The sequence below is a fragment of the Sharpea porci genome (genome assembly GCF_009695655.1).
Taxonomy (GTDB): Bacteria; Bacillota_I; Bacilli_A; order Erysipelotrichales; family Coprobacillaceae; genus Sharpea; species Sharpea porci.
The window spans coordinates 57,682-76,726 of sequence record NZ_VUNM01000006.1 but is presented as its reverse complement, the minus strand read 5'-3'; the positions used below and the strand labels follow the sequence as shown (position 1 = coordinate 76,726).

Sequence of the window (19,045 nt, the reverse complement as noted above, 5' to 3'; positions counted from 1 at the left end):
CTGGACTCAGTCAGCAAGTTCTAATATTTTTACATCGGACTGGCTTGAAATGGCAATGGTTCTGGTTCCAATATCCAAGCCAACATCACCATTGCCAATGCAATGTTTAATTTCACCAGTTTCAGCATCCACCTTGACAGGTGGATTTCCTTTAAAGACTACCTGAACATAGAATTTATATTTGTTTCTTACATATTTCCTAATGATTCTGTTGTAGCAGATATCGCATTGCATAGCCTGACATTCATAATGATTGTCATAATCAATTAAGACTGGGATTTTTAACCCATTCCAGACAAGAGTATCATTAACTATTCTGATTCCTGTCTTGTTGGATTTTCCTTCAAGTGAATTTAATTCACCATATTTCTTATAATAAACTTTCCTGCCATTTCCATGGAATAACCTGTCATAGGATTTCCATAATGCAGTGGCAATCTTCTGTGCAGTAAACGAATCAATATTATCCTTAAAATGTCTTTGCATCTGCTTCACATCTTTGTGAAATGAATATTCTGACATGTTGTATTGCTTTCGCATATCGTTTATCTGTTTCCAGATTTCTTTATCTGACGTTTCACTCTCAGACAATGAAGACAGAAGAGTGCGATATCTCTTGGTTTTAATCATTTCCTTATAACGCTTCTGTGTTACATTGACTAAAGAATTATAGATTCTTCTTCCAGTCTCAAAACGCTTATTTAAAATATCTTCCTGATATTTTTCCGTTTTCAATGGAAATTCAATAATAAAGCTTGCCATGATATTCACCTCGCTTTCTGATATGATATTCTCTTTTTCTGACTTTCTACATACTTTTTAATTGCTTTGCTGCATACATTGCCTGCCGTAGAAACAAAATAGCTTCTTGTCCATAAACCAGGCATTTTTGACAGTTCCACAAACTCTTCTCTAAGAATTTTGCTTGTATTTCCTTTTATTTGTTACATGATGCCTGAGGAACTTAATGCTGGAGGACAATTCAGGAACATATGAGAGTGGTCCTTATCACATTCGATTGCAATAGTTCAATTTCTAGCTCCTTACATTTTATTTTGACCAGTTCCCTAAAGCGTCTCTCTACATTTGATATCATAAAAAATTTACGCCTGTATCTTGGACAAAAGACAAAACGGTAGTTTATCATAGATACCGTTGTGTTCGTATGTCTATATTCATTTTCCATACATATACTATATCATGATATATGTATGTTTTTTAATATCTACATACATTATTTTTATTTTGTGCTATCCAGCCCACTCCTAAGGGAGTGGACTGGATAGCACAGTTTTTTGTAATCACTTTATCGCCCTATTTCTCAACAATACTATTCTCATTATATGTTTCTATGAAATAAGAAAGCTAAAACAAATTTATTATCCATTATGTGTTAGACTTAAAAAGCATACAAACCTTTATATCCACACAAGAATTACAAGCTATACATTATTAATGCTTGGTATTCAGTATGTTTTTGTAGCTGCTTTATTTGGTTTGCATCATACACCATGGCATCTTCTCTTCGCGCATACATCCTTGCTTCTTCTTTGTGTAAATATCACAGGATTACAATTTCATCATAAATCCAATCTTCTCTATATTCTTTTGCCTATTTCACTCAATCTTATAGAACATTATTTGATTTTTAATTAGAAAGGAGTCACCATGCCCACAATAACAATAAACAATCTCTCAAAATCATTTCAAGAACACCATGTCATTCAAAATCTCAATCTCACCATTGAATCAGGAGATTGCATTTATATCCATGGCATGAATGGATGTGGAAAAAGTACTTTATTTAAAATAATTGCCGGTATTCTTAAGCCTGATTGTGGGACTATAGAAGAAAGTGATGATGTTGAAATTGGTGCCTTAATTGAAAATCCAGGTTTTATTGAAACTGAGTCACTTTCATATAATCTTTTGTTTCTTGCCAATCTCAAACATCACTATGATCAAAATAAGATTAGTCATCTCTGCAATCTCTATCATCTTGACTATAACGATAAAACAGACATCAAGAAGTACTCACTAGGAATGAGGCAGAAAGCTGGTATTATCCAGGCTATTATGGAAAACCAGAATATCATATTGCTTGATGAACCAACAAGAGGTCTTGACAAAGAAAGCATTCAAATCTTTATCCATCATATCAATAACCTAATCTTAGAAAACAAAGCTGTTATCATTGCCTCACATGATTACCATGAAGATATGCATTTCACAAAGATATATAAAATGGAAAATGGTCATCTTATTTGATATGTCCCCGCTTACGGTTAATGCTCTTACTTAATCATGTATTGGGCAATACGCTTCTCTTGTTCTGTTAGACTTTGATCTTTTAATTTCTCAATTAATAACATTATCTCACGACCCTATTCACATACAACAACCTGTGTCATTTCTTTTATTTTATGCAAACTCTCTTTATCTATTTCATCATCAATATAAAGCGCATCAAAATCACAAATATCATTCATCTTAAAAAAGTGCTTCTTCCCTAACTTAGTATGATCACAAAGCAAATAACACCTATCACTTTGTCTCATAACAGCTTTCTTAACAACCATCTCAATCTCTTTACTCGCTGTTATGCCATATGCAGGATCAATAGCCGAGGTGCCAAAGAATGCCTCATCAAAATGAAAGTTCTTGAGATACTCCACTGTTGCATAATCAAAAGAACCACCATATTGATCTAAATAGAGTCCTGGTGCTACATAGAGATCAATATTCTTACGACTTACAAGTTCCATGACAACTGATAATGAATTCGTTACCACACTCATTTTCATATCAGGTATTAAACGTACAAGTAATGTCAATGTTGTGGAGGTATCAATATAAATATGATGTCCTTCTAAGAATAGTTCAGATGCTTTTCGTGCAATTTTTCTTTTGGCATCATAGTTTACACCCTCACGTTCATTAAACATAGAAATAGGTGAATAGGCTGCACGTTTACGTACCCCACCAAAGAACAATTCCACACTCCCTTGTTTTTCTAAGAAATGAAGATCTCTGCGAATGGTCATCTCCGAGACTTTAAATTCCCTCGCTAGCTCTTTTACTTGCATATCCTGATGTTCTTCTAGTAATTGTTTAATCTTTTCATGACGCTCTATACTATTCATTGCTTATTCCTCACTTAAACATATATTATCATTGTATTATGTTTATTTAAACATTTCTAAACGTATATTCTCACATTGGTAGATGGTAGAATATATGTGAAAGAGGAGGAAATAAAAATGACTATACAAGCTATATTTAGTGATATTGATGGTACATTGCTGAATGATGAACATCGTATGTCTATTCGTCAAGCGAATACAATCAATGCATCTATTAGCCAAGGTATTGCCTTTGTTTTGACAACGGCAAGAAGTCCTCAGGGTGTTTATCCAATTATGAATCGCTATCATATTCATTGTCATATGATTGCTTTCAATGGAGCTTTGATGCTTGATCAAGAAGGACATGTTTTATATGAAAATGGATTCACAAAAGAGAAAGCTCAAGAGGTTTGTCAGTTTATCGAACAACAACACTTCAATCTCACCTACAACATCTTTACGAAGGATCAATGGCTTGTCAAAGACTTAAGTGATGAACGTGTAAAAAGAGAAGAAAGTATTGTTGAAGCACAGGCACAATTAGGTGATGTAAGTGATTTAAAAGATGATGATATGGTGGATAAGATTCTATGCATGTGTGATCCTGATGATATTCTTGATATTGAGAACAAGCTAAAAGATAACTTTCCTGAACTTCAAATAGCGAAATCATCCAATATTCTTATTGAAATTAATAATGGTGGTGTTTCCAAAGCTACAGCTATCCAGACATTTTGTCAGTCTATGCATATTGATATCAATCATGTTATGGCTATTGGAGACAACTATAATGATTTAACAATGTTGGAAAGTGTTGGCTATCCTGTTGTTATGGACAATGCACCTTTGGCTATTAAAGAACAATTTAGAAACCATACATCATCAAATAATGATGATGGTGTGGCTCAGGCCATTCTTTCAAGCAGGCAATAATGCCTGTTTTTTCACGAAAAAAGAAGACCTATCCTTGATAGATCTTCTTATTGGGAGATTTTATGAACGAATGAGTTTTTCAAATTGATCAATAACTTTATTGACATTCTTGCGTCCTAATATTATGCCGTATAGGAGCACAAGTGTAGCAAGGACACTTATGACAGTAAGCACTACAAAGAAGAGCGTGTCGAAGATATGGGAGTGGAAATAATACAAGAGCACGACACTGATTGTTGAAATGAAGAAAGTAAGTGTCATGTATCTTTGGAGATTTTTAAGCATATGCTTCTGATATGCGATTTCTGTGAGATAACCCTGCTTTGTTTCTTCTGTCATAATGTTTCCTTCTTTCTATTAGTATTTTAAATTTGGGTTGAAGAAGCCAATGAATACACCAACAAATGCAATAACAACTAAGAGTAACATAACTTTGATTGGAGACATTTTCTTCTTAGCCATTAACCACCAGCAAAGAATGATAAATGCAGCTGTTAACATGCCAGGATAAACAGCATCTAACTGTTTCTGTAACTGTAAGAATGGCTTACCAGCAGCATTCTTTAATTCGAATGAAGTCTTTACTGATACCCATGTAGCAGCAACGGCACCAATGACCATACCACCAACAGTACCAATGGCTTTTCTTAAAGCAACACCAGTAGGACCAACTAAGAATTCTACAGCTTTACCACCAAGTTCATAGCCTTTGTAGTAAGCAAATTTCATACCAAAGTAGGCAAGTAAGTTCCAAACTACGATATAGAAGATGGCCCCAACAGGACTACCACCATTAGATAAACCTAAAGCAATACCTAATAATACTGGAATAAGAGTACCAACGATAAGTGAATCACCAATACCTGCTAAAGGACCCATTAAACCGGCTCTTAAGCTGTTGATTGTTTCATCATCAACATTTTCACCATTTGCACGTGCTTCTTCAAGACCAGCTGTAATACCTACTACTAATGAACCAATTTGTGGTTCTGTATTGAAGAAGGCTGTATATGTGTTCATAGATCTTTGTTGATCTTCTTTATTATCATAAAGATCTTCGACAATTGGAAGCATTGAAGTCAAGTAACCAAATGTCTGCATATGTTCCTGTGTAAAGCAAGTTAAGTTACCATAATACCAATGATGGAAGGAACGAGATAACGCTTTAGCACTAATTTTCTTCTTGTCTGCCATTTTAGATATCCTCCTCTTCTTCATCATCATCAATTGCTACCTGGGCGACAGGTCGCGTCTTAATAATCTGTAATTCATAAGTAATAACAGCGAAGATTAATGAAACAACAGCTGCTGATACTAAGTTTAAGCCAAGAGATGCAGCAAGTGTGAAACCTACAAAGAATGGGATAAAGTCTGTTGCCTTTTCAACAATCTGTTTAACAAGGATTGCAATTCCGACACATGGGAGTAATGCACCAACAGTGAACAATGTCTTCATAGCTAAACCATCCATTGGTAAGGCATCTTTCATAGCTGTAACGGCTGTTGCACCTAATTTACACATGATAAGAGTTGGAATGAAAGAGAATAAGATATGTGAAACCCAAGGTAATACCCAGTCTACTAAATAAAGTTTATGGAAATCACCTTTTTCAACAGCTTTCCAGCCATATGACTGCCAAGCTAAGTTTAATGTAGCTGTACCATAGAATAATACTGTACCAACAGTACCAACTAATGTTCCCATTGAAGTGGCAAGGCCAGCAGCAGCTGGTGAGCTAGCAGCAAGTCCCTGTGACTTAACAGCGACCATGGCAAGTGGGATACCAATATATGAGATTGCACGAACATCAGCAGAAACTGTTCCACCAGGTGTAACTAAGGCAATATAAACAACCTGCATAGCAACACCGCAAAGAATACCAAGTTTTAAATCACCAAGAATAAGACCACACACTAAACCACCAACTAATGGACGGCCTAATGTATAGTTACCAAATGAAGTACCACCCATACCAGGCATAGATGCTAAGCAGGCAAATAATCCTAGTAAAGCGGCTTGTAACCAACTAATAACCATAATTTTCTTTCCCCTTTTTCTATGATTTGTTAAAAGCCAAACTTACCTCTAAAGTCTTCCCAAGTACCAATTGTAATATCAGGAATCAAAGAGAACTTGACTGTATAACCTTTCTGATAAATAGCTTCTAAAGCTTCAGCTTCTTCCTGTGTAATTGACTGGTTGTTACCAAGTTTTGTTGCCCCAGGACGATCATTACATGGACCAACAATAACTGTCTTGACATCACCAGGTACAAATCCTAAATCAACAAGAATATATTTCATATCCAATGGATTCTTTGTGATTAAGAAATACTGATCTGCACTCTTAAGTACCTTTTCCTGAACATCTTTGAAATGATCTTTTGTCCATACAAATGTTTTCTTATCACTTGCTGACTTATAAGCTTCTTTCAAGACTTTATTAGATGCTGCTGCATCATTGACTGCAATTAATCCTGTACAAGGATATTCTTTAGACCATCTTGTTACTGTCTGACCATGAATCATACGGTCATCAATTCTTACAAATGAAATTGCCATTTTTCTCTCTCCTCTTAAATATCGTCTTCTTCATCTTCAGATGTATCAGCTGGGGTTGTGTCAAATTCCTGGATACCACCTTTTGCTTCACCAAGAACTGTTTCCTTGAGTGCTTCACCACTCAAATTATCTTTCATAACTGCCATTGTAAGAGCCATTGGTAAATTCATACCACCAAGCACTACAGTGTTGTCATAGCGACCAAGCTCATTAAGAACATTCAATGCTGTTGTAAGTGGTGATCCACCAACAATATCCGCTAAGAGCACCAAGTCATCTTCTTCCTTAAGAACACTCATTGCACTTCTAAATTCCTGTGCGAAGTCATCAGCACCCTTTCCATTCTCTAAGCCTACAGCGATGACTGAGTCCATCTTATCTGGGGCAAACATGGCGAGTGAAGTCTTTAACCCTTTCGCAAAGTCTCCATGACTGACTAAAACTAAATATCTCATATGATCCTCCTTCCCTCTCGATTGCACCTATATCATATCTAAAGCGCATACATTTGTGATGTGTCATCTGTCACTTCTTCAAAGTGACATTTCTCCTCTTTGAAATGACATTTGTCATATAAAAAAAGATCAGGATTATAATTCCTGATCAACTTCTTGCTGAATATAAGCATAATCAACATTATTATTGTTGTTGTAGATAGCTTGATTAATGAGATAATCTAATTTCATTTCTGCCTGAGCCTTTTTCTTAAAGAGCGGATAGGCATAGGATGTTTGCATGATGGAATCAATTGTTGATGATTTAAGTGCCTCTGTTTCACCAAAGAGTTTTTCTGACTTCTTGGAATTCATGACTGACTGTAATGGTGAAGCACCAAGATTACTTTTGAGCCATTCTTGTTGAATAGAAGTGTCATAACAAAGCATTTTCATAAAGGCAAAACCCATTTGTTTATTCGTACAACGACTTGACAAGGATAATAGGACTGTATTAAGTCGTGTTTGTGGATTTTCTAACATTGTTGGCATAGTGATACAGTCCCAGTTGAATGTAGAATACTTAGCAACGCGGTAAGGATAAGGTTTGTAGGTACGATATTGAGCAAGCGTCATGGGCATAAATGCCACTTTACCTTCATCGAATTGTTCTGAAGAGACTACATAGTCCTTATTGAGATTTCGTAATTTGATGTAGAAGTTAATGGTTTTCTTGAATGTTTCATCATTAATATGTGCTTCTTTGCCATCATCAGTAAACGACTTCAGGCCAAAACTATCACCTATATTCTGCCAGCTCATGCCAGCTACACCATATTGTCCATCATGCGTTACTTTCTTACAAATATCATAAAACTGATTAAGATCTAATGAAGTAGGCAATTGTATGCCTTCTTTTTTTAAGAGATCAATATTGACACACATCATCATAGGATTACTTTCTAATGGCAAGCCATAGAGAGCATTATGATAAACCCCAGTGTTATAAGCAGCTTCATAGAAATCTGTTTTTGATAGTCTTTGATTCTCCATATAACCTGAGATATCTTGAAGTGCACCATTATCAGCAAGCAAAGCAAAGTCATCCTGTGGTACAACAAAGACATCTGGCTGTTTTCCTTGAACAATCTTCTCAGCAAGATATTGGCTATATTCTGATTTCTGAATTCCTGATTCATATTCAACTTTAACATTGGGGTAAGCTTTTTCAAATTTCTTAATGACACGGTCTAGTACTTTTGTATCATTACTTGGTACATCCCAGCTACTGCCAGCATAGACACCGAGCTTAAGCACTGTCTTACGTCCTGGATTATAAGCATAAATAAAGCTAATCATAAGTGCAAAAACAATCGGCCAGGCAACCAGATCTTTATGCTTTCTTAATAATCTAATCATCGTTGAAATCCTTCATTAATACACCTGTCTGAACAGCCCAAATAGCAAGCTGTGTACGATCACGAAGATTAAGCTTTGATAAAATACTTGAAAGATAGTTACGTACTGTTCCTTCGGAAAGGAAGAGATTGGCTGATATTTCTTTATTAGAAAGGCCACGAGCAACTTGCTGGATGACTTTCCATTCTGTATTACTTATTTCCTTTGTAAGCTCTTCATCAACTTCAATACTATAGTTGCTTTGTGCCATCTTAGAAAAGAGTGTCACTACCTTTGTTGCAATATCAGGATTAATCATACTGCCACCCTTATAGACAGTTTGGATAGCTTTATGAAGATTTTCCATGCTGACCCCTTTTAACAGATAACCTGATGCACCATATTTAAGTGCTGAATAGACAAATTCATCGTCATCAAAGGTTGTAAGAATGATGATTTTGATGTCTGGGTAAAGCTGTTTGATTTTCTTTGTCGCAATAACACCATCCATCTTAGGCATACGAATATCCATCAGGATGACATCGGGCTTATTGTGTTTGATGTCTTCAAGGGTCTCAAATCCATCAGATCCACTTCCTACAAGTTCTATATCACTATTCGCTGAAAGAACAATTTTTAACGATTCTCTAATAAGTTCCTGGTCATCAGCTATATATACTTTAATCATCTATATCTTCCCCTTTTCTCTTTGGAATGCTTACAAAGATTCTAAAGCCGTTATCCCCATGAAATACAACATGACCACCAAGCATTGCTGCTCTTTCTTGCATTTGTTTAAGACCATATCCAGGCTTAATATCTTTGACTCCTTTGCCATCATCCTGAATGATAATATAGTAGGCATTAGGATAGTTAAACATGTTGATTTCAACACGTGTAGCATGTCCATGACGTAATGCATTAGTAATTGATTCCTGAATAATACGGAAAATAATATCTTCCTTTGTTTGATCAAGATCAATGTGTTCCCATTCATAATACAGTTCGATATCGAGATTGGATAATTCTTTATATTCTTGAATCATTTGATTCAATGCTTCTTTAAAGCTATGTTGTTCCAAGGCACCTGGACGTAGTTTCTGCAAAGAACGGCGCACATCACCAATGCCTTGTCTGACCACCTGGCTGATGACTTGTAGCTGTGCTTTACACTTAGCTGGATCAATATCAATCAGGACAATACAAGCATCAATACCTGCTGATACACCAGTTAGTGCATGCCCAAGCGTGTCATGTATTTCCCTGGCAATTCTTTTACGCTCCCTATCTTCAGCAATCTTTTCTGATAAATTGATATAGTTATTGAGGTCTGTATTCACTTTAGAAACCATCGCAAGTTCATCTTCAATATTTTTCTGGGCTATTAAGGAATCCACTAAATATATGACTAAGAAAATAATAAACAATAATAAATTGACACTTGTCAGAAAGTTTTTAAAGAATGAAGCTGCAAAACGATAACCATTAGGCAAAAAACTTATATAAACTTCTATTGAAGGAATATCAATCAAACGAGAGATAAGAGAATAATCTGTAAATAACCATATCAAAAATGATACAACAAAGAATGGCATACGTCTTTTCAAGTCCCTGATATAATAAATAATATCCATGAACACAACTAATATCATCCCATTATAACAAAGATTAAGATTACAGATAATCAATACAGTAATGATTAATTCAATCGATATCAACAATTCAATACTCATATTTGTCTTTTCTAATAAGTCATCACGAATAAAGATAAATACTAAGAAACAGAATAATAAAAAGATTGAGTAAAAAAATAAATGTAGGGGATTCTTAGGTATAACTGTAAGATTTTCCATTAATTCATAGCTGAGATTCTTATTGACAATATATTGTGTACAGAACATATACAACAAAGTACTATAAAGAACAGCTATAAAATTAAGAAAGATAATGAAATGTCTTATTTGTGATAGTTGCTTTGAATCAAACTTCAGCATTATTGCCACCCCAATATATTATACTCATTGATGTTATCTTTAGAGATCAGCTGATCAACATTTAACTTGATTGTTTTTTTAGTTTGTTTACCTTTAATGAGTTGTAAAACTGTATGTACGGATTGTCTTGCCATACCTTCAGGTGATTGCACTGCAGTAATGACATGATTAGCCTTATCACTAATGAATTTCTTCATATTAGGTGATCCATCAACACTATAGATCAACATATCCCTATTGAGATGCTTTTCCTCCAATGCCGCAAGTGACCCTAAAGCAGCAGGATCATTTAACGACATAATGACATCAAAATTGCGATGTTCATCGATATATTGCGAGACTTTTGGCATAGCAATTTCTGTTTGTCCTAAGACATCAATACGATCAACAATTTGATACTCAGGATGTGCCTTTATTGTATTTGTAAAGCCATTGATACGATCAACTGCCGAATTAGCGCTATTATGCGTCAGTAATAAAACTTTTGCTTGTGTTCTTCTTTTCATTAAATCCTGAGCACAAATAACACCTGCATGATAGTTGTCAGATACAATTGTGCTATCGACAAATTGACTATCACTTAACTGAGAATCTACAACAACAATGTATATCCCATCCTGTTTAGCTTTCTTTAATGCTTCAATAAGATGTTTATTATTCCCTTCAACAGGATTAATAATGATTGCATTCACACCTTCTTCTCTCATGGCATTGATCTGACGTATTTGTTTATTAACATCTAATTCTGGATCACGTACAACAAGCTTACAATTATTCTGTGAAGCAATTTTCTTTACCTCAGAATTAATAGCTTCATAAAATGTATTATTCATTGTCATATATGTTGTCCCTATGACAATGGAACGTTCTGTAATATTTGAGAATGTGTAGACTGTATAAATTATTAAAGACGTTGAAAGAAAGATAATCATCCATACAATTTTGGATCTTATATGCATATAAAACACTCCCCTATTTGAAACAAATTATACATTATCAAAATGAATACAATCAATATGACAAATGTCACATTGATTGTATTGTTGTAATGAGATTCTTTTTAGAGAGCAAGATTTATATTTTTATCAGTATTGTCACTCATGCAAACACAATCTCATCATCATACGGATTCCTTTTGTGCTTTATTAATTTGATAGGCCAGAGCAATTTACATATATCATATTAATTAACAAAAAACCTATCCCACTTATATAGGGAAATAGGTCAATTAATCTTTTAAACAAGTTATTGGAACAACATAGACACCATCATCTCTTCGATATGCATATTTTCCTTTTCCTACCAATACCATCATAAATGATGGCTCTTTCATTCTATCAGTGTCAATTGTATCTTTAAGCTTTTTTAGTGTTTTTGCTCCATGCTCAATGTTATCATCACCGCCAAGTTTTATTTCTATCAAACCATATCGTCCGTCCCTCAAATGGATAACAGAATCACATTCTAATCCACTCTTGTCACGGTAATGATAGACCGTTCCCTCCAATGCATCTGCATAAACTCTTAAATCTCTAATACACATTGCTTCAAAAATAAAACCAAACGTATTAAGATCTCTAATCAAGTCATATGGTCCAAGGCCTAAAGCAGACACTGCAATAGAAGGATCAACAAAATATCTTGTATCCGTTGTGCGGATTGCACTTTTTGATCTTATATTTGGATTCCACGCTGGCATATCTTCTATGACAAAAATCTTTTTGAGTGCATTGACGTAGGAAACGATGGTATTTGTAGTAAGATTCTCAGAATCATTAGCTCGAATATCTTCTTTCATTGCTTCATAACTTGTTTGTGATCCCTGAAAGCGTGCATATGATCTCATAAGTCTTTTGGCACGTTCAGATTCTCTATTGACACCATCAACTCTAGATATATCTATATTTACAACAGCATCATAATAATCATAAGCTCTATCTAACGCGATAGATTTATCAACATTAAGAGCAGTTGGCCAGCCGCCTCTACACGATAAATACGCAATCTCTTCAATATCATCCTTTTGGTTCATATCAAAGAGATCCTCTTTTCCATCAAATAATTGTTTTAAACTAATACCACCACTCGAATCACCAGATTCATATAAGCTCATTGTTCTCATCTTAACCCATGCAATACGTCCAGTTCCTGAATGGAATATTTTAGAACGATCTGCCGGGACAGCAGAGCCTGTCAAAATAAACTGGCCAAATTCTTTTCTATGATCTACTTCAAATCTAACAGCATCCCATATCTCAGGTGCAATCTGCCATTCATCTATTAATCGTGGTGTTTCTCCCTGCAATAATAGACTAGGTTTTAATTTCGCAAGTTGAAGATTTTGTTCACGCTCATCTGAATTAGCCATATAAAGAACACTGGCTGCTGCTTGCTCAGCAGTCGTTGTTTTCCCGCAAAGTTTAGGTCCCTCAATAAGTACCGCTCCTATTCCTTGTAATTTCTTTTTTATTATATTATCTGCAATTCTCTTCTTATATTCATTCATATTCATAGCTAATCCTTTCATAAATTCATTTTAAATAAAAATGTTGTAGATTTCAACTCTATTGAGTGATTTGGCGACTTTTCATTATATGATTTGGCGTATTTTCATTGAGTGATTTGGCGAGTTTTTATTGAGTGATTTGGCGTTTTTATATTAATATTAGTTATATGTTTTCTATTAGTATTTATTAAGGTAGAAAAAAAGCGGTATAGACCGCTTTGGGATATTATTTGATTTGTGTTAACTGGCCATCTTCCATGCGATAGATCTTGTCAGCTAGATCTAGTACACGTTCATCATGCGTAACCATGATAGCTGCTTTATTACGTTTGTGTACTTCCATTTGAATCATTTCAACTGCATGTCTGCCTCTTTTGGAATCAAGTGATGCTGTTGGTTCATCGGCAAGAATCAATTTTGCGTTTGAAGCAAAAGCACGGGCAATAGCGACACGTTGTCTTTCACCACCAGATAAGTGAGATGGATACTGACCAATAATATTATCAATGCTCAGTTCTTTAAATAGCTTTTTGACTTCCTGTGGGTTTGTGCCTAGTAAGGCAGTAAGCTGTTCTCCGGCTTTAAGATAAGGAAGAAGCTGGTGGTTCTGGAAAATAAAGCCGATATTCTCTTTACGTATATCTGTCCATTTCTTCTTTGGAAGAGCTGAGACCTTTTCACCACATAGTGTTATATCACCATGATCACTAGATAACATCATACCGGCAATATTTAATAATGTACTCTTACCACATCCTGATGGACCAACAATAGCTACAAATTCACCTTCATGAACTTCTAGGTTAATATGATTAAGAATGACACGTTCACTCTCACCATCCTGATACTTTTTGACAATATCATTTAATTTTAAGACTGTCTGACTCATTCAAAATCACCTCCGATAATTTTAGCTGGATCAATTTTTGCGACTCTTATAACTGTGGCAAGTGAGCCAAGTATTGAAATCAAGATAAATGACGCTAATACCAATATGACTTGTGAAGGCACAAGGAAGAATGGCATTGTGGCTGGTAAGGCTTGACTCATTAAGAGAACAAGGACACCGGCGATAAGAGCACCACTAATACTAATTATACATACCTGAGAAAGAATAAATCTCACTAAACGACTCATTCTTGTACCAATAGCTTTAAGAACACCAAATTCTTTTTCTTTCTGGAGATTAATAATGAAGAAGAAGATTCCAATAATAAAGGCTGTAATAACGACAAGTAACCATTCGACCATTGTGATGGTCATTTGTTCAGCTTGATAACCTGGTAATGATTTAATGATTTCTTGTTTTGTATATGTCTTTGTGCCTTTGATTGTTTTCTTAGCTGATCCTTTTATGGCATAGGCATGGACTGTGTTATTGAACATAGGATTTGCTTCTTTCATGATTGCTTTGTAGCTATCAGTTGAAATATAGGCAACAGAGACATGTCCATACATAGCATCTTTTGTAAAGCCAACAACCTTAAATGAAATACCTGAATTAGCATCTTTTATTGTATCGTTGAGTTTAATGCCTTTACTTTCATAATCATCATCTAAGACAATTGTATTTGTCTTGTTTGTAAGCTTGTGGCCCTTATAAACATCGACATTCAGATATGAAGATGGATTAATGGCGAAATAAGTAACATCAATCTTCTCATCATCATTCTCCTTTTGAAGATACATACGCGTAATATCAATAGGCGTAGCCTTCTTGCCATAAGTATCTTTTACTGCATCAGATTGTGTTGTTGTGAGATTGGATACAGTTATGAGTTTCTCAGCATCATCACTTAGTATAAAGTGTTCTGCATTCATATTCTCTACACCTGATGAAACAGCTCTTCCTAAGCCTTGTACAAGACCTGAAAGAAAGAGAACCATGAACATCATTAATACAACAATAATTTCTATAAAAAGATATTTCTTCCAGTTATATTTTAATTCTTTCCACGCTAATCTCATGATTAATCACCTTTCTTATCTAACAAGGCAATCATAGTCCTTTAGTTATAGAAAGTAAATATTTTTATCTATTTAATTTTGCACAAATTATTTTAATTCACCTGCTAATTCAAATCCCTTCTTTGCGGCAATAACGGCAATGATTTCATTAATGACAGCTGCTGCCGCAATTGTTCCTTGGACAATACGTACAAGTGGTGGTGCACTTTGTAATGTTGTACAGGCAATGGAAGTGAAGACTAAGGAAACACCGGAATGGGGCAGAAGCGTTAAGCCAAGATACTTTTTGACAGTTTCAGGCATATGCATGATGGTTGCACCCAGTCTTGCCCCACCATTTTTACCTGCTGCTCTAGCAACAATATAGACAAAAGTATAGAAACCAGCCCCAAGAATAAGATGATAATCAAGAGGTGCTCCTAAATCTACAATGGATATCAATAAACTGATGGCCAGTATTGGATTATAAGCCTGAAGGAGTAATTGTCGCTTCTCTTCATCAATCATATTGGAAAGAACACCAGAATAAGCAACCCCCATCAACATATAATTCAAGGTAATCCCCTTAAGTATTTCTTTATTCAGATACACGCCAATACCAACAATAACAGTAATACCTAATAATAGCGCAATAAGATTCATCTTTGTATCTTGAGATTTTCTTAAAACCAGACCAACTAAATAACCAATAGCTCCGCCTAAAATTATTGGAAGAAAAATCATCACGGGGATCATATAAAGTGGTAATGATCCACTTGCAACCTGATGTGCTACGAAAGCATTCACACTAAAGAAAACCACAATTCCCACAACATCATCTAAGACAGCCATTGGTAATAGAGTATCTGTTACTGGTCCATGCGTATTGAATTCTCGCACAATTGAGAGGGCTGGAGCAGGGGCTGTTGCCAGAGCAATCCCACCAAATACGAGGGCAAGATAGATAGGTACACCCTGCAAGGCAAAAATAATACCAAAAACCACACTGACAATCACAAAAGTTCCTAATGATTGTGTCAATGTCGTCACAAAGAGTGCCTTCCCATAAGTACGCAATCTTTTCACAATTAATTCAGAGCCAAGCATAATACCAAATGCACATTGCATCCAACATATAATAAGTTGATAACTTGAAGTATTCCGTAATTGATCTGAAAGCAAATTGGCTGCTTCAGGTCCTAAAAGCATTCCGGCAATAAGCCAGCCTAGTATTGAAGGCAATTTACACTTCTTGATGAGTATGCCTGCAAAATAAGCAAGAATAAGCACCAACAACCATTTCACATAAAGCATTTTTTTCACACCTTTCTATTGACACTTTTCTCTTTATCTCCTACGATAATAGCAACATTTGTTGCTTTTTCAATATAGGTATCCTATAAAGCAACAATAGGTTCTTCTTTGTTGCTTTGGAGGTAGTTTGATGCGTAGAAAGAATTTAAATAGTGAGCTTATAAAGGAATATATGGTTGAGGCTTTATTGCTTTTGATGGAAGAGAAATCTTTTGAAAAGATTACTATTGGAGAGATTACTGATAAGGCTGGGGTCAATAGATCTTCGTATTATCGTCATTTTAATATGAAAGAGGATTTATTACGTTGGTATTTTTATAAGATTATTGGTGAGATTGAAAAAGAGAATGTGTCATTTCAAGATTATACTTATTCCATTTTCAAGACATTTCTTGCACATAAACGTGGCATTCTCATTATTCATCAAGCCAAGCTCTCTTATTTATTACTTGATGCACTTAATGCATGTTTCCATGTAGATACAACTGACACTAAATCCACCTTAGAACAGTTTCAGACTGCATGGCATGTAGGTGGTATTTATAATGGAATGTTATTGTGGTTTGAACACGGCATGAAAGAAAGTGCTCAATTAATGACAGATATCACCCTCTCTTTTCGACCAGCTGGCTCTCTTTCTTTAAGAGATATGAAAAAAGCCTAGTTTTCACTAGACTCTTCATTATTTAGTATATTTTCCATATCATCATACATATCACTTAAATACATATATTCCATTTTCTGCAGCAGTTCATCTTGTAGTGCTTGTAATCTCACTTCTAGCACATCCTGAATAGTTCTTCCAACCGGACAGTTCACATTAGGATGCTCATGCATCCTAAAGAGCTTTTGATCATGGCCTTCAACGGATTCAAAGATCATCCTCACCGAAATCTCTTCAGGCTTCTTATTCAAATATGTACCACCAACACCCGCTTTCACAACAACTAACCCAGAACTCTTTAAGTTAGCTAAAATCTTACGAATATTCACTGCATTCACACCGGTTGTATCCGCTAATACTTCGGATGTGATTTTTTCTTCATCCTGATATTTTTCAATATAAAGCAAGATATGCACAGCTGTAGCGAGCTTTCCAGAAAACTGCATGGTTCGTCCTCCTTATCCAATTACAGTTATTGTACCATGCATAAGGATCTTTCCTCTACCTCCACGTTCAGATTCATCACCCCAAGTTAAGAAAGCTGTTGCCTGAAGCTTGTTGAAATCTACTGTTTGAGCAGCTGTCATACCGTCCTGTTCAATCCAGTCAATATGATAAATACCTTCAGCGACTTCATAAGCCCAATATGGTTCAGTACCTGTTGTAGCTTCACCTTCAGCAACTTCAGAAAGAGCCTCCCATTTCAATTCATTTTCAGAAAGGTATGTCATGCGGTAATGTGCACCTGTCTCATACTTCACTTCTAACTGTTTTCCATTTAATTTTTCATACATTGTCATATTTTATCCTCACTATGTTGTAGCTGCAAAGACTACAACATATCATGTATTAGTTGTAGTGTCAACAACTACAACTAAAAAAGAAACTTATTTAGGTTCCTTTGTATGATTGTATCTGCTCTCTCAAGAACGAATGAACAAATAAAATTATAAAGTAAAGTCTATATGTAAGTCCTTTAGACTCCGTCGCCATTAATGATTGCTTTAATTCCATCCATTTTTTGCTTTATTTCATCTATCGTTAATTTTATTTTAATTACATTTACAATTTTCGTTAGTTTTAAAAGTGCAATTTTCAACAAAATCGTTAATTTTATGCATTAACACCCTACCTGAGAGTTTATTCATTTACATGACTCACCTTAAATACACTCTAAAAAACAAATATCCCTCCAGATTAATGAAGGGATATTTCTCATATACTTTCTAATGCATCAGGATCAAGAATAGTGATATGTTTTCCTGTGCGTTTGATGTAGTTGTGATCTTCCAAATATTTAAGCTTACGAGAGAGTGTTTCTGGTGTTGTGCCTAGATAAAGAGCAAGATCTTTCATTTTCATGAAAAGAGTTATGGATGACTGATTAGCTGAAATCTGCAACAAGTAATGGGCAAGTCGTTCTTCGACACGTTCCATTGAGAGAAACTGTGCTTGTTTTTCTAACTGAGCTGTTCTCTTTGCTGATAGTTCTAAGAGTTTGATGGCAATGGATGGATTTTCTAAAAGAGCCTGGTGAAATGCTTGTTGAGTTAGCGTACATATTTCCGTTTCTTCTAGAGCTTGTCCAAAGAGGGTATCGTTTGGTATATTGAAGAGCTGTTTTTCGCCTTCATAATCACCCTCTTTGAGCACACGTAAGAGATGTTCTTTGCCACTAATAGATAATTGATAGACTTTGATACTACCACTCGCTATTATATAAAGATTTTCATCACCTGGTTGAAAGACTAATTCGTTTTTCTTATAGATATGGTGATGTGTAAGATTCATGATTTCTTGTTGTGCTTCTATGGGAAGATGATTGAATAAGGGAACTTGGGCAATGCATAAATGTTCTGCCATAAGATAGCCTCTCTTTCTTATTGTGTTGAGATTTCATCAAAAGCTTTCAACATTTCATAGGTTGCTTTAAAAGTACCACATACATCATTCGGGATGAAATAGTCATTTGTAATTATACGTAATTGTGAGAATTCATTTGTAAGATCATATTGATTATGATTAATCTTATTCTGAATCTCTTTATAAATAGCACGTACTTTAAAAACTTCTGGATGATGTTGTCCATGTGCTTTCGTGATAGCTTTTGTATAGAGATCTAGTATTGCATTATTTGTGTTATAGAATGATTGTATCATAAATAGGCC

22 protein-coding genes and 1 pseudogene are annotated in these 19,045 nt (G+C 35.1%); 3 read left to right on the top strand and 20 right to left on the bottom strand.

Annotated features, from left to right (window positions below; genetic code table 11):
• Nucleotides 1-6 precede the first annotated feature (6 nt).
• Both FYJ79_RS12550 and tnpA read right to left on the bottom strand, forming a co-directional pair.
• Nucleotides 7-762 (bottom strand): hypothetical protein, encoded by a 756-nt coding sequence (locus FYJ79_RS12550; protein WP_229771317.1) that lies wholly within the window; start codon nucleotides 760-762, stop codon nucleotides 7-9.
• 5 nt (nucleotides 763-767) lie between these two features.
• Nucleotides 768-1,186 (bottom strand): annotated as a pseudogene (gene tnpA, locus FYJ79_RS04440) (IS200/IS605 family transposase).
• Nucleotides 1,187-1,668: 482 nt separating this feature from the next.
• On the opposite strand from tnpA, the gene FYJ79_RS04435 reads away from it, so the two are divergent.
• Nucleotides 1,669-2,268: an ATP-binding cassette domain-containing protein gene (locus tag FYJ79_RS04435; protein WP_154514854.1), complete on the top strand. Its 600-nt coding sequence runs from the start codon at nucleotides 1,669-1,671 to the stop codon at nucleotides 2,266-2,268.
• Nucleotides 2,269-2,384: 116 nt separating this feature from the next.
• Here FYJ79_RS04435 and FYJ79_RS04430 read toward each other — a convergent pair whose 3' ends face one another.
• Entirely contained in the window at nucleotides 2,385-3,143 is a 759-nt protein-coding gene (locus FYJ79_RS04430; protein WP_154514852.1) for a DeoR/GlpR family DNA-binding transcription regulator, read from the bottom strand.
• 117 nt (nucleotides 3,144-3,260) lie between these two features.
• On the opposite strand from FYJ79_RS04430, the gene FYJ79_RS04425 reads away from it, so the two are divergent.
• On the top strand, nucleotides 3,261-4,058 hold the full coding sequence (locus FYJ79_RS04425; RefSeq protein ID WP_154514850.1) for a Cof-type HAD-IIB family hydrolase: 798 nt from the start codon (nucleotides 3,261-3,263) through the stop codon (nucleotides 4,056-4,058).
• Nucleotides 4,059-4,118: 60 nt separating this feature from the next.
• Here the strand turns inward: FYJ79_RS04425 and FYJ79_RS04420 are convergent, their stop codons facing one another.
• From FYJ79_RS04420 to FYJ79_RS04360, 13 genes are all read right to left on the bottom strand, one after another.
• A complete protein-coding gene (locus FYJ79_RS04420) occupies nucleotides 4,119-4,397 on the bottom strand; it encodes a hypothetical protein (protein ID WP_033162114.1) in 279 nt (92 codons plus the stop codon).
• An 18-nt stretch (nucleotides 4,398-4,415) separates the two neighbouring features.
• Complete coding sequence (locus FYJ79_RS04415; RefSeq protein WP_033162115.1) at nucleotides 4,416-5,252, bottom strand: PTS system mannose/fructose/sorbose family transporter subunit IID; 837 nt, start codon at nucleotides 5,250-5,252, stop codon at nucleotides 4,416-4,418.
• A gap of 1 nt (nucleotide 5,253) precedes the next feature.
• Nucleotides 5,254-6,096, bottom strand: coding sequence for a PTS mannose/fructose/sorbose/N-acetylgalactosamine transporter subunit IIC (locus tag FYJ79_RS04410; RefSeq protein WP_033162116.1), 843 nt, complete (start codon nucleotides 6,094-6,096; stop codon nucleotides 5,254-5,256).
• Nucleotides 6,097-6,125: 29 nt separating this feature from the next.
• Nucleotides 6,126-6,620 (bottom strand): PTS system mannose/fructose/N-acetylgalactosamine-transporter subunit IIB, encoded by a 495-nt coding sequence (locus FYJ79_RS04405; protein ID WP_074782258.1) that lies wholly within the window; start codon nucleotides 6,618-6,620, stop codon nucleotides 6,126-6,128.
• Between the two features lie 14 nt (nucleotides 6,621-6,634).
• Complete coding sequence (locus FYJ79_RS04400) at nucleotides 6,635-7,075, bottom strand: PTS sugar transporter subunit IIA (protein ID WP_154514848.1); 441 nt, start codon at nucleotides 7,073-7,075, stop codon at nucleotides 6,635-6,637.
• Nucleotides 7,076-7,210: 135 nt separating this feature from the next.
• The gene (locus tag FYJ79_RS04395; protein ID WP_154514846.1) at nucleotides 7,211-8,473 is read right to left on the bottom strand and encodes an ABC transporter substrate-binding protein; all 1,263 of its coding nucleotides are present in this window, start codon (nucleotides 8,471-8,473) and stop codon (nucleotides 7,211-7,213) included.
• On the bottom strand, nucleotides 8,466-9,140 hold the full coding sequence (locus tag FYJ79_RS04390; protein ID WP_154514844.1) for a response regulator transcription factor: 675 nt from the start codon (nucleotides 9,138-9,140) through the stop codon (nucleotides 8,466-8,468). The genes FYJ79_RS04395 and FYJ79_RS04390 overlap by 8 nt, the downstream gene beginning before the upstream one ends.
• Complete coding sequence (locus FYJ79_RS04385) at nucleotides 9,133-10,446, bottom strand: sensor histidine kinase (protein WP_154514842.1); 1,314 nt, start codon at nucleotides 10,444-10,446, stop codon at nucleotides 9,133-9,135. The genes FYJ79_RS04390 and FYJ79_RS04385 overlap by 8 nt, the downstream gene beginning before the upstream one ends.
• A complete protein-coding gene (locus FYJ79_RS04380; protein WP_154514840.1) occupies nucleotides 10,446-11,405 on the bottom strand; it encodes a substrate-binding domain-containing protein in 960 nt (319 codons plus the stop codon). The genes FYJ79_RS04385 and FYJ79_RS04380 overlap by 1 nt, the downstream gene beginning before the upstream one ends.
• A 269-nt stretch (nucleotides 11,406-11,674) precedes the next feature.
• Nucleotides 11,675-12,958 (bottom strand): ATP-binding protein, encoded by a 1,284-nt coding sequence (locus tag FYJ79_RS04375; RefSeq protein WP_229771316.1) that lies wholly within the window; start codon nucleotides 12,956-12,958, stop codon nucleotides 11,675-11,677.
• 220 nt (nucleotides 12,959-13,178) lie between these two features.
• Nucleotides 13,179-13,841, bottom strand: coding sequence for an ABC transporter ATP-binding protein (locus tag FYJ79_RS04370; protein ID WP_154514838.1), 663 nt, complete (start codon nucleotides 13,839-13,841; stop codon nucleotides 13,179-13,181).
• Complete coding sequence (locus FYJ79_RS04365; RefSeq protein ID WP_154514836.1) at nucleotides 13,838-14,920, bottom strand: ABC transporter permease; 1,083 nt, start codon at nucleotides 14,918-14,920, stop codon at nucleotides 13,838-13,840. Before FYJ79_RS04365 ends, FYJ79_RS04370 begins: the two co-directional genes overlap by 4 nt.
• An 87-nt stretch (nucleotides 14,921-15,007) precedes the next feature.
• On the bottom strand, nucleotides 15,008-16,213 hold the full coding sequence (locus FYJ79_RS04360) for a cation:proton antiporter (protein ID WP_154514834.1): 1,206 nt from the start codon (nucleotides 16,211-16,213) through the stop codon (nucleotides 15,008-15,010).
• A 130-nt stretch (nucleotides 16,214-16,343) separates the two neighbouring features.
• Here FYJ79_RS04360 and FYJ79_RS04355 point away from each other — a divergent pair, with 130 nt between their 5' ends.
• Complete coding sequence (locus FYJ79_RS04355) at nucleotides 16,344-16,877, top strand: TetR/AcrR family transcriptional regulator (RefSeq protein ID WP_154514832.1); 534 nt, start codon at nucleotides 16,344-16,346, stop codon at nucleotides 16,875-16,877.
• Here FYJ79_RS04355 and FYJ79_RS04350 read toward each other — a convergent pair.
• From FYJ79_RS04350 to FYJ79_RS04335, 4 genes are all read right to left on the bottom strand, one after another.
• Nucleotides 16,874-17,323, bottom strand: coding sequence for an Rrf2 family transcriptional regulator (locus tag FYJ79_RS04350; RefSeq protein ID WP_154514830.1), 450 nt, complete (start codon nucleotides 17,321-17,323; stop codon nucleotides 16,874-16,876). The two genes, FYJ79_RS04355 and FYJ79_RS04350, sit on opposite strands and share 4 nt — an antisense overlap.
• A gap of 12 nt (nucleotides 17,324-17,335) precedes the next feature.
• Nucleotides 17,336-17,677, bottom strand: coding sequence for a MoaF-related domain-containing protein (locus FYJ79_RS04345; RefSeq protein WP_074782267.1), 342 nt, complete (start codon nucleotides 17,675-17,677; stop codon nucleotides 17,336-17,338).
• Between the two features lie 415 nt (nucleotides 17,678-18,092).
• A complete protein-coding gene (locus tag FYJ79_RS04340) occupies nucleotides 18,093-18,740 on the bottom strand; it encodes a Crp/Fnr family transcriptional regulator (protein ID WP_154514828.1) in 648 nt (215 codons plus the stop codon).
• 17 nt (nucleotides 18,741-18,757) lie between these two features.
• The gene (locus tag FYJ79_RS04335; RefSeq protein WP_154514826.1) at nucleotides 18,758-19,036 is read right to left on the bottom strand and encodes an iron-sulfur cluster repair di-iron protein, ric; all 279 of its coding nucleotides are present in this window, start codon (nucleotides 19,034-19,036) and stop codon (nucleotides 18,758-18,760) included.
• Between the last annotated feature and the right edge of the window lie 9 nt (nucleotides 19,037-19,045).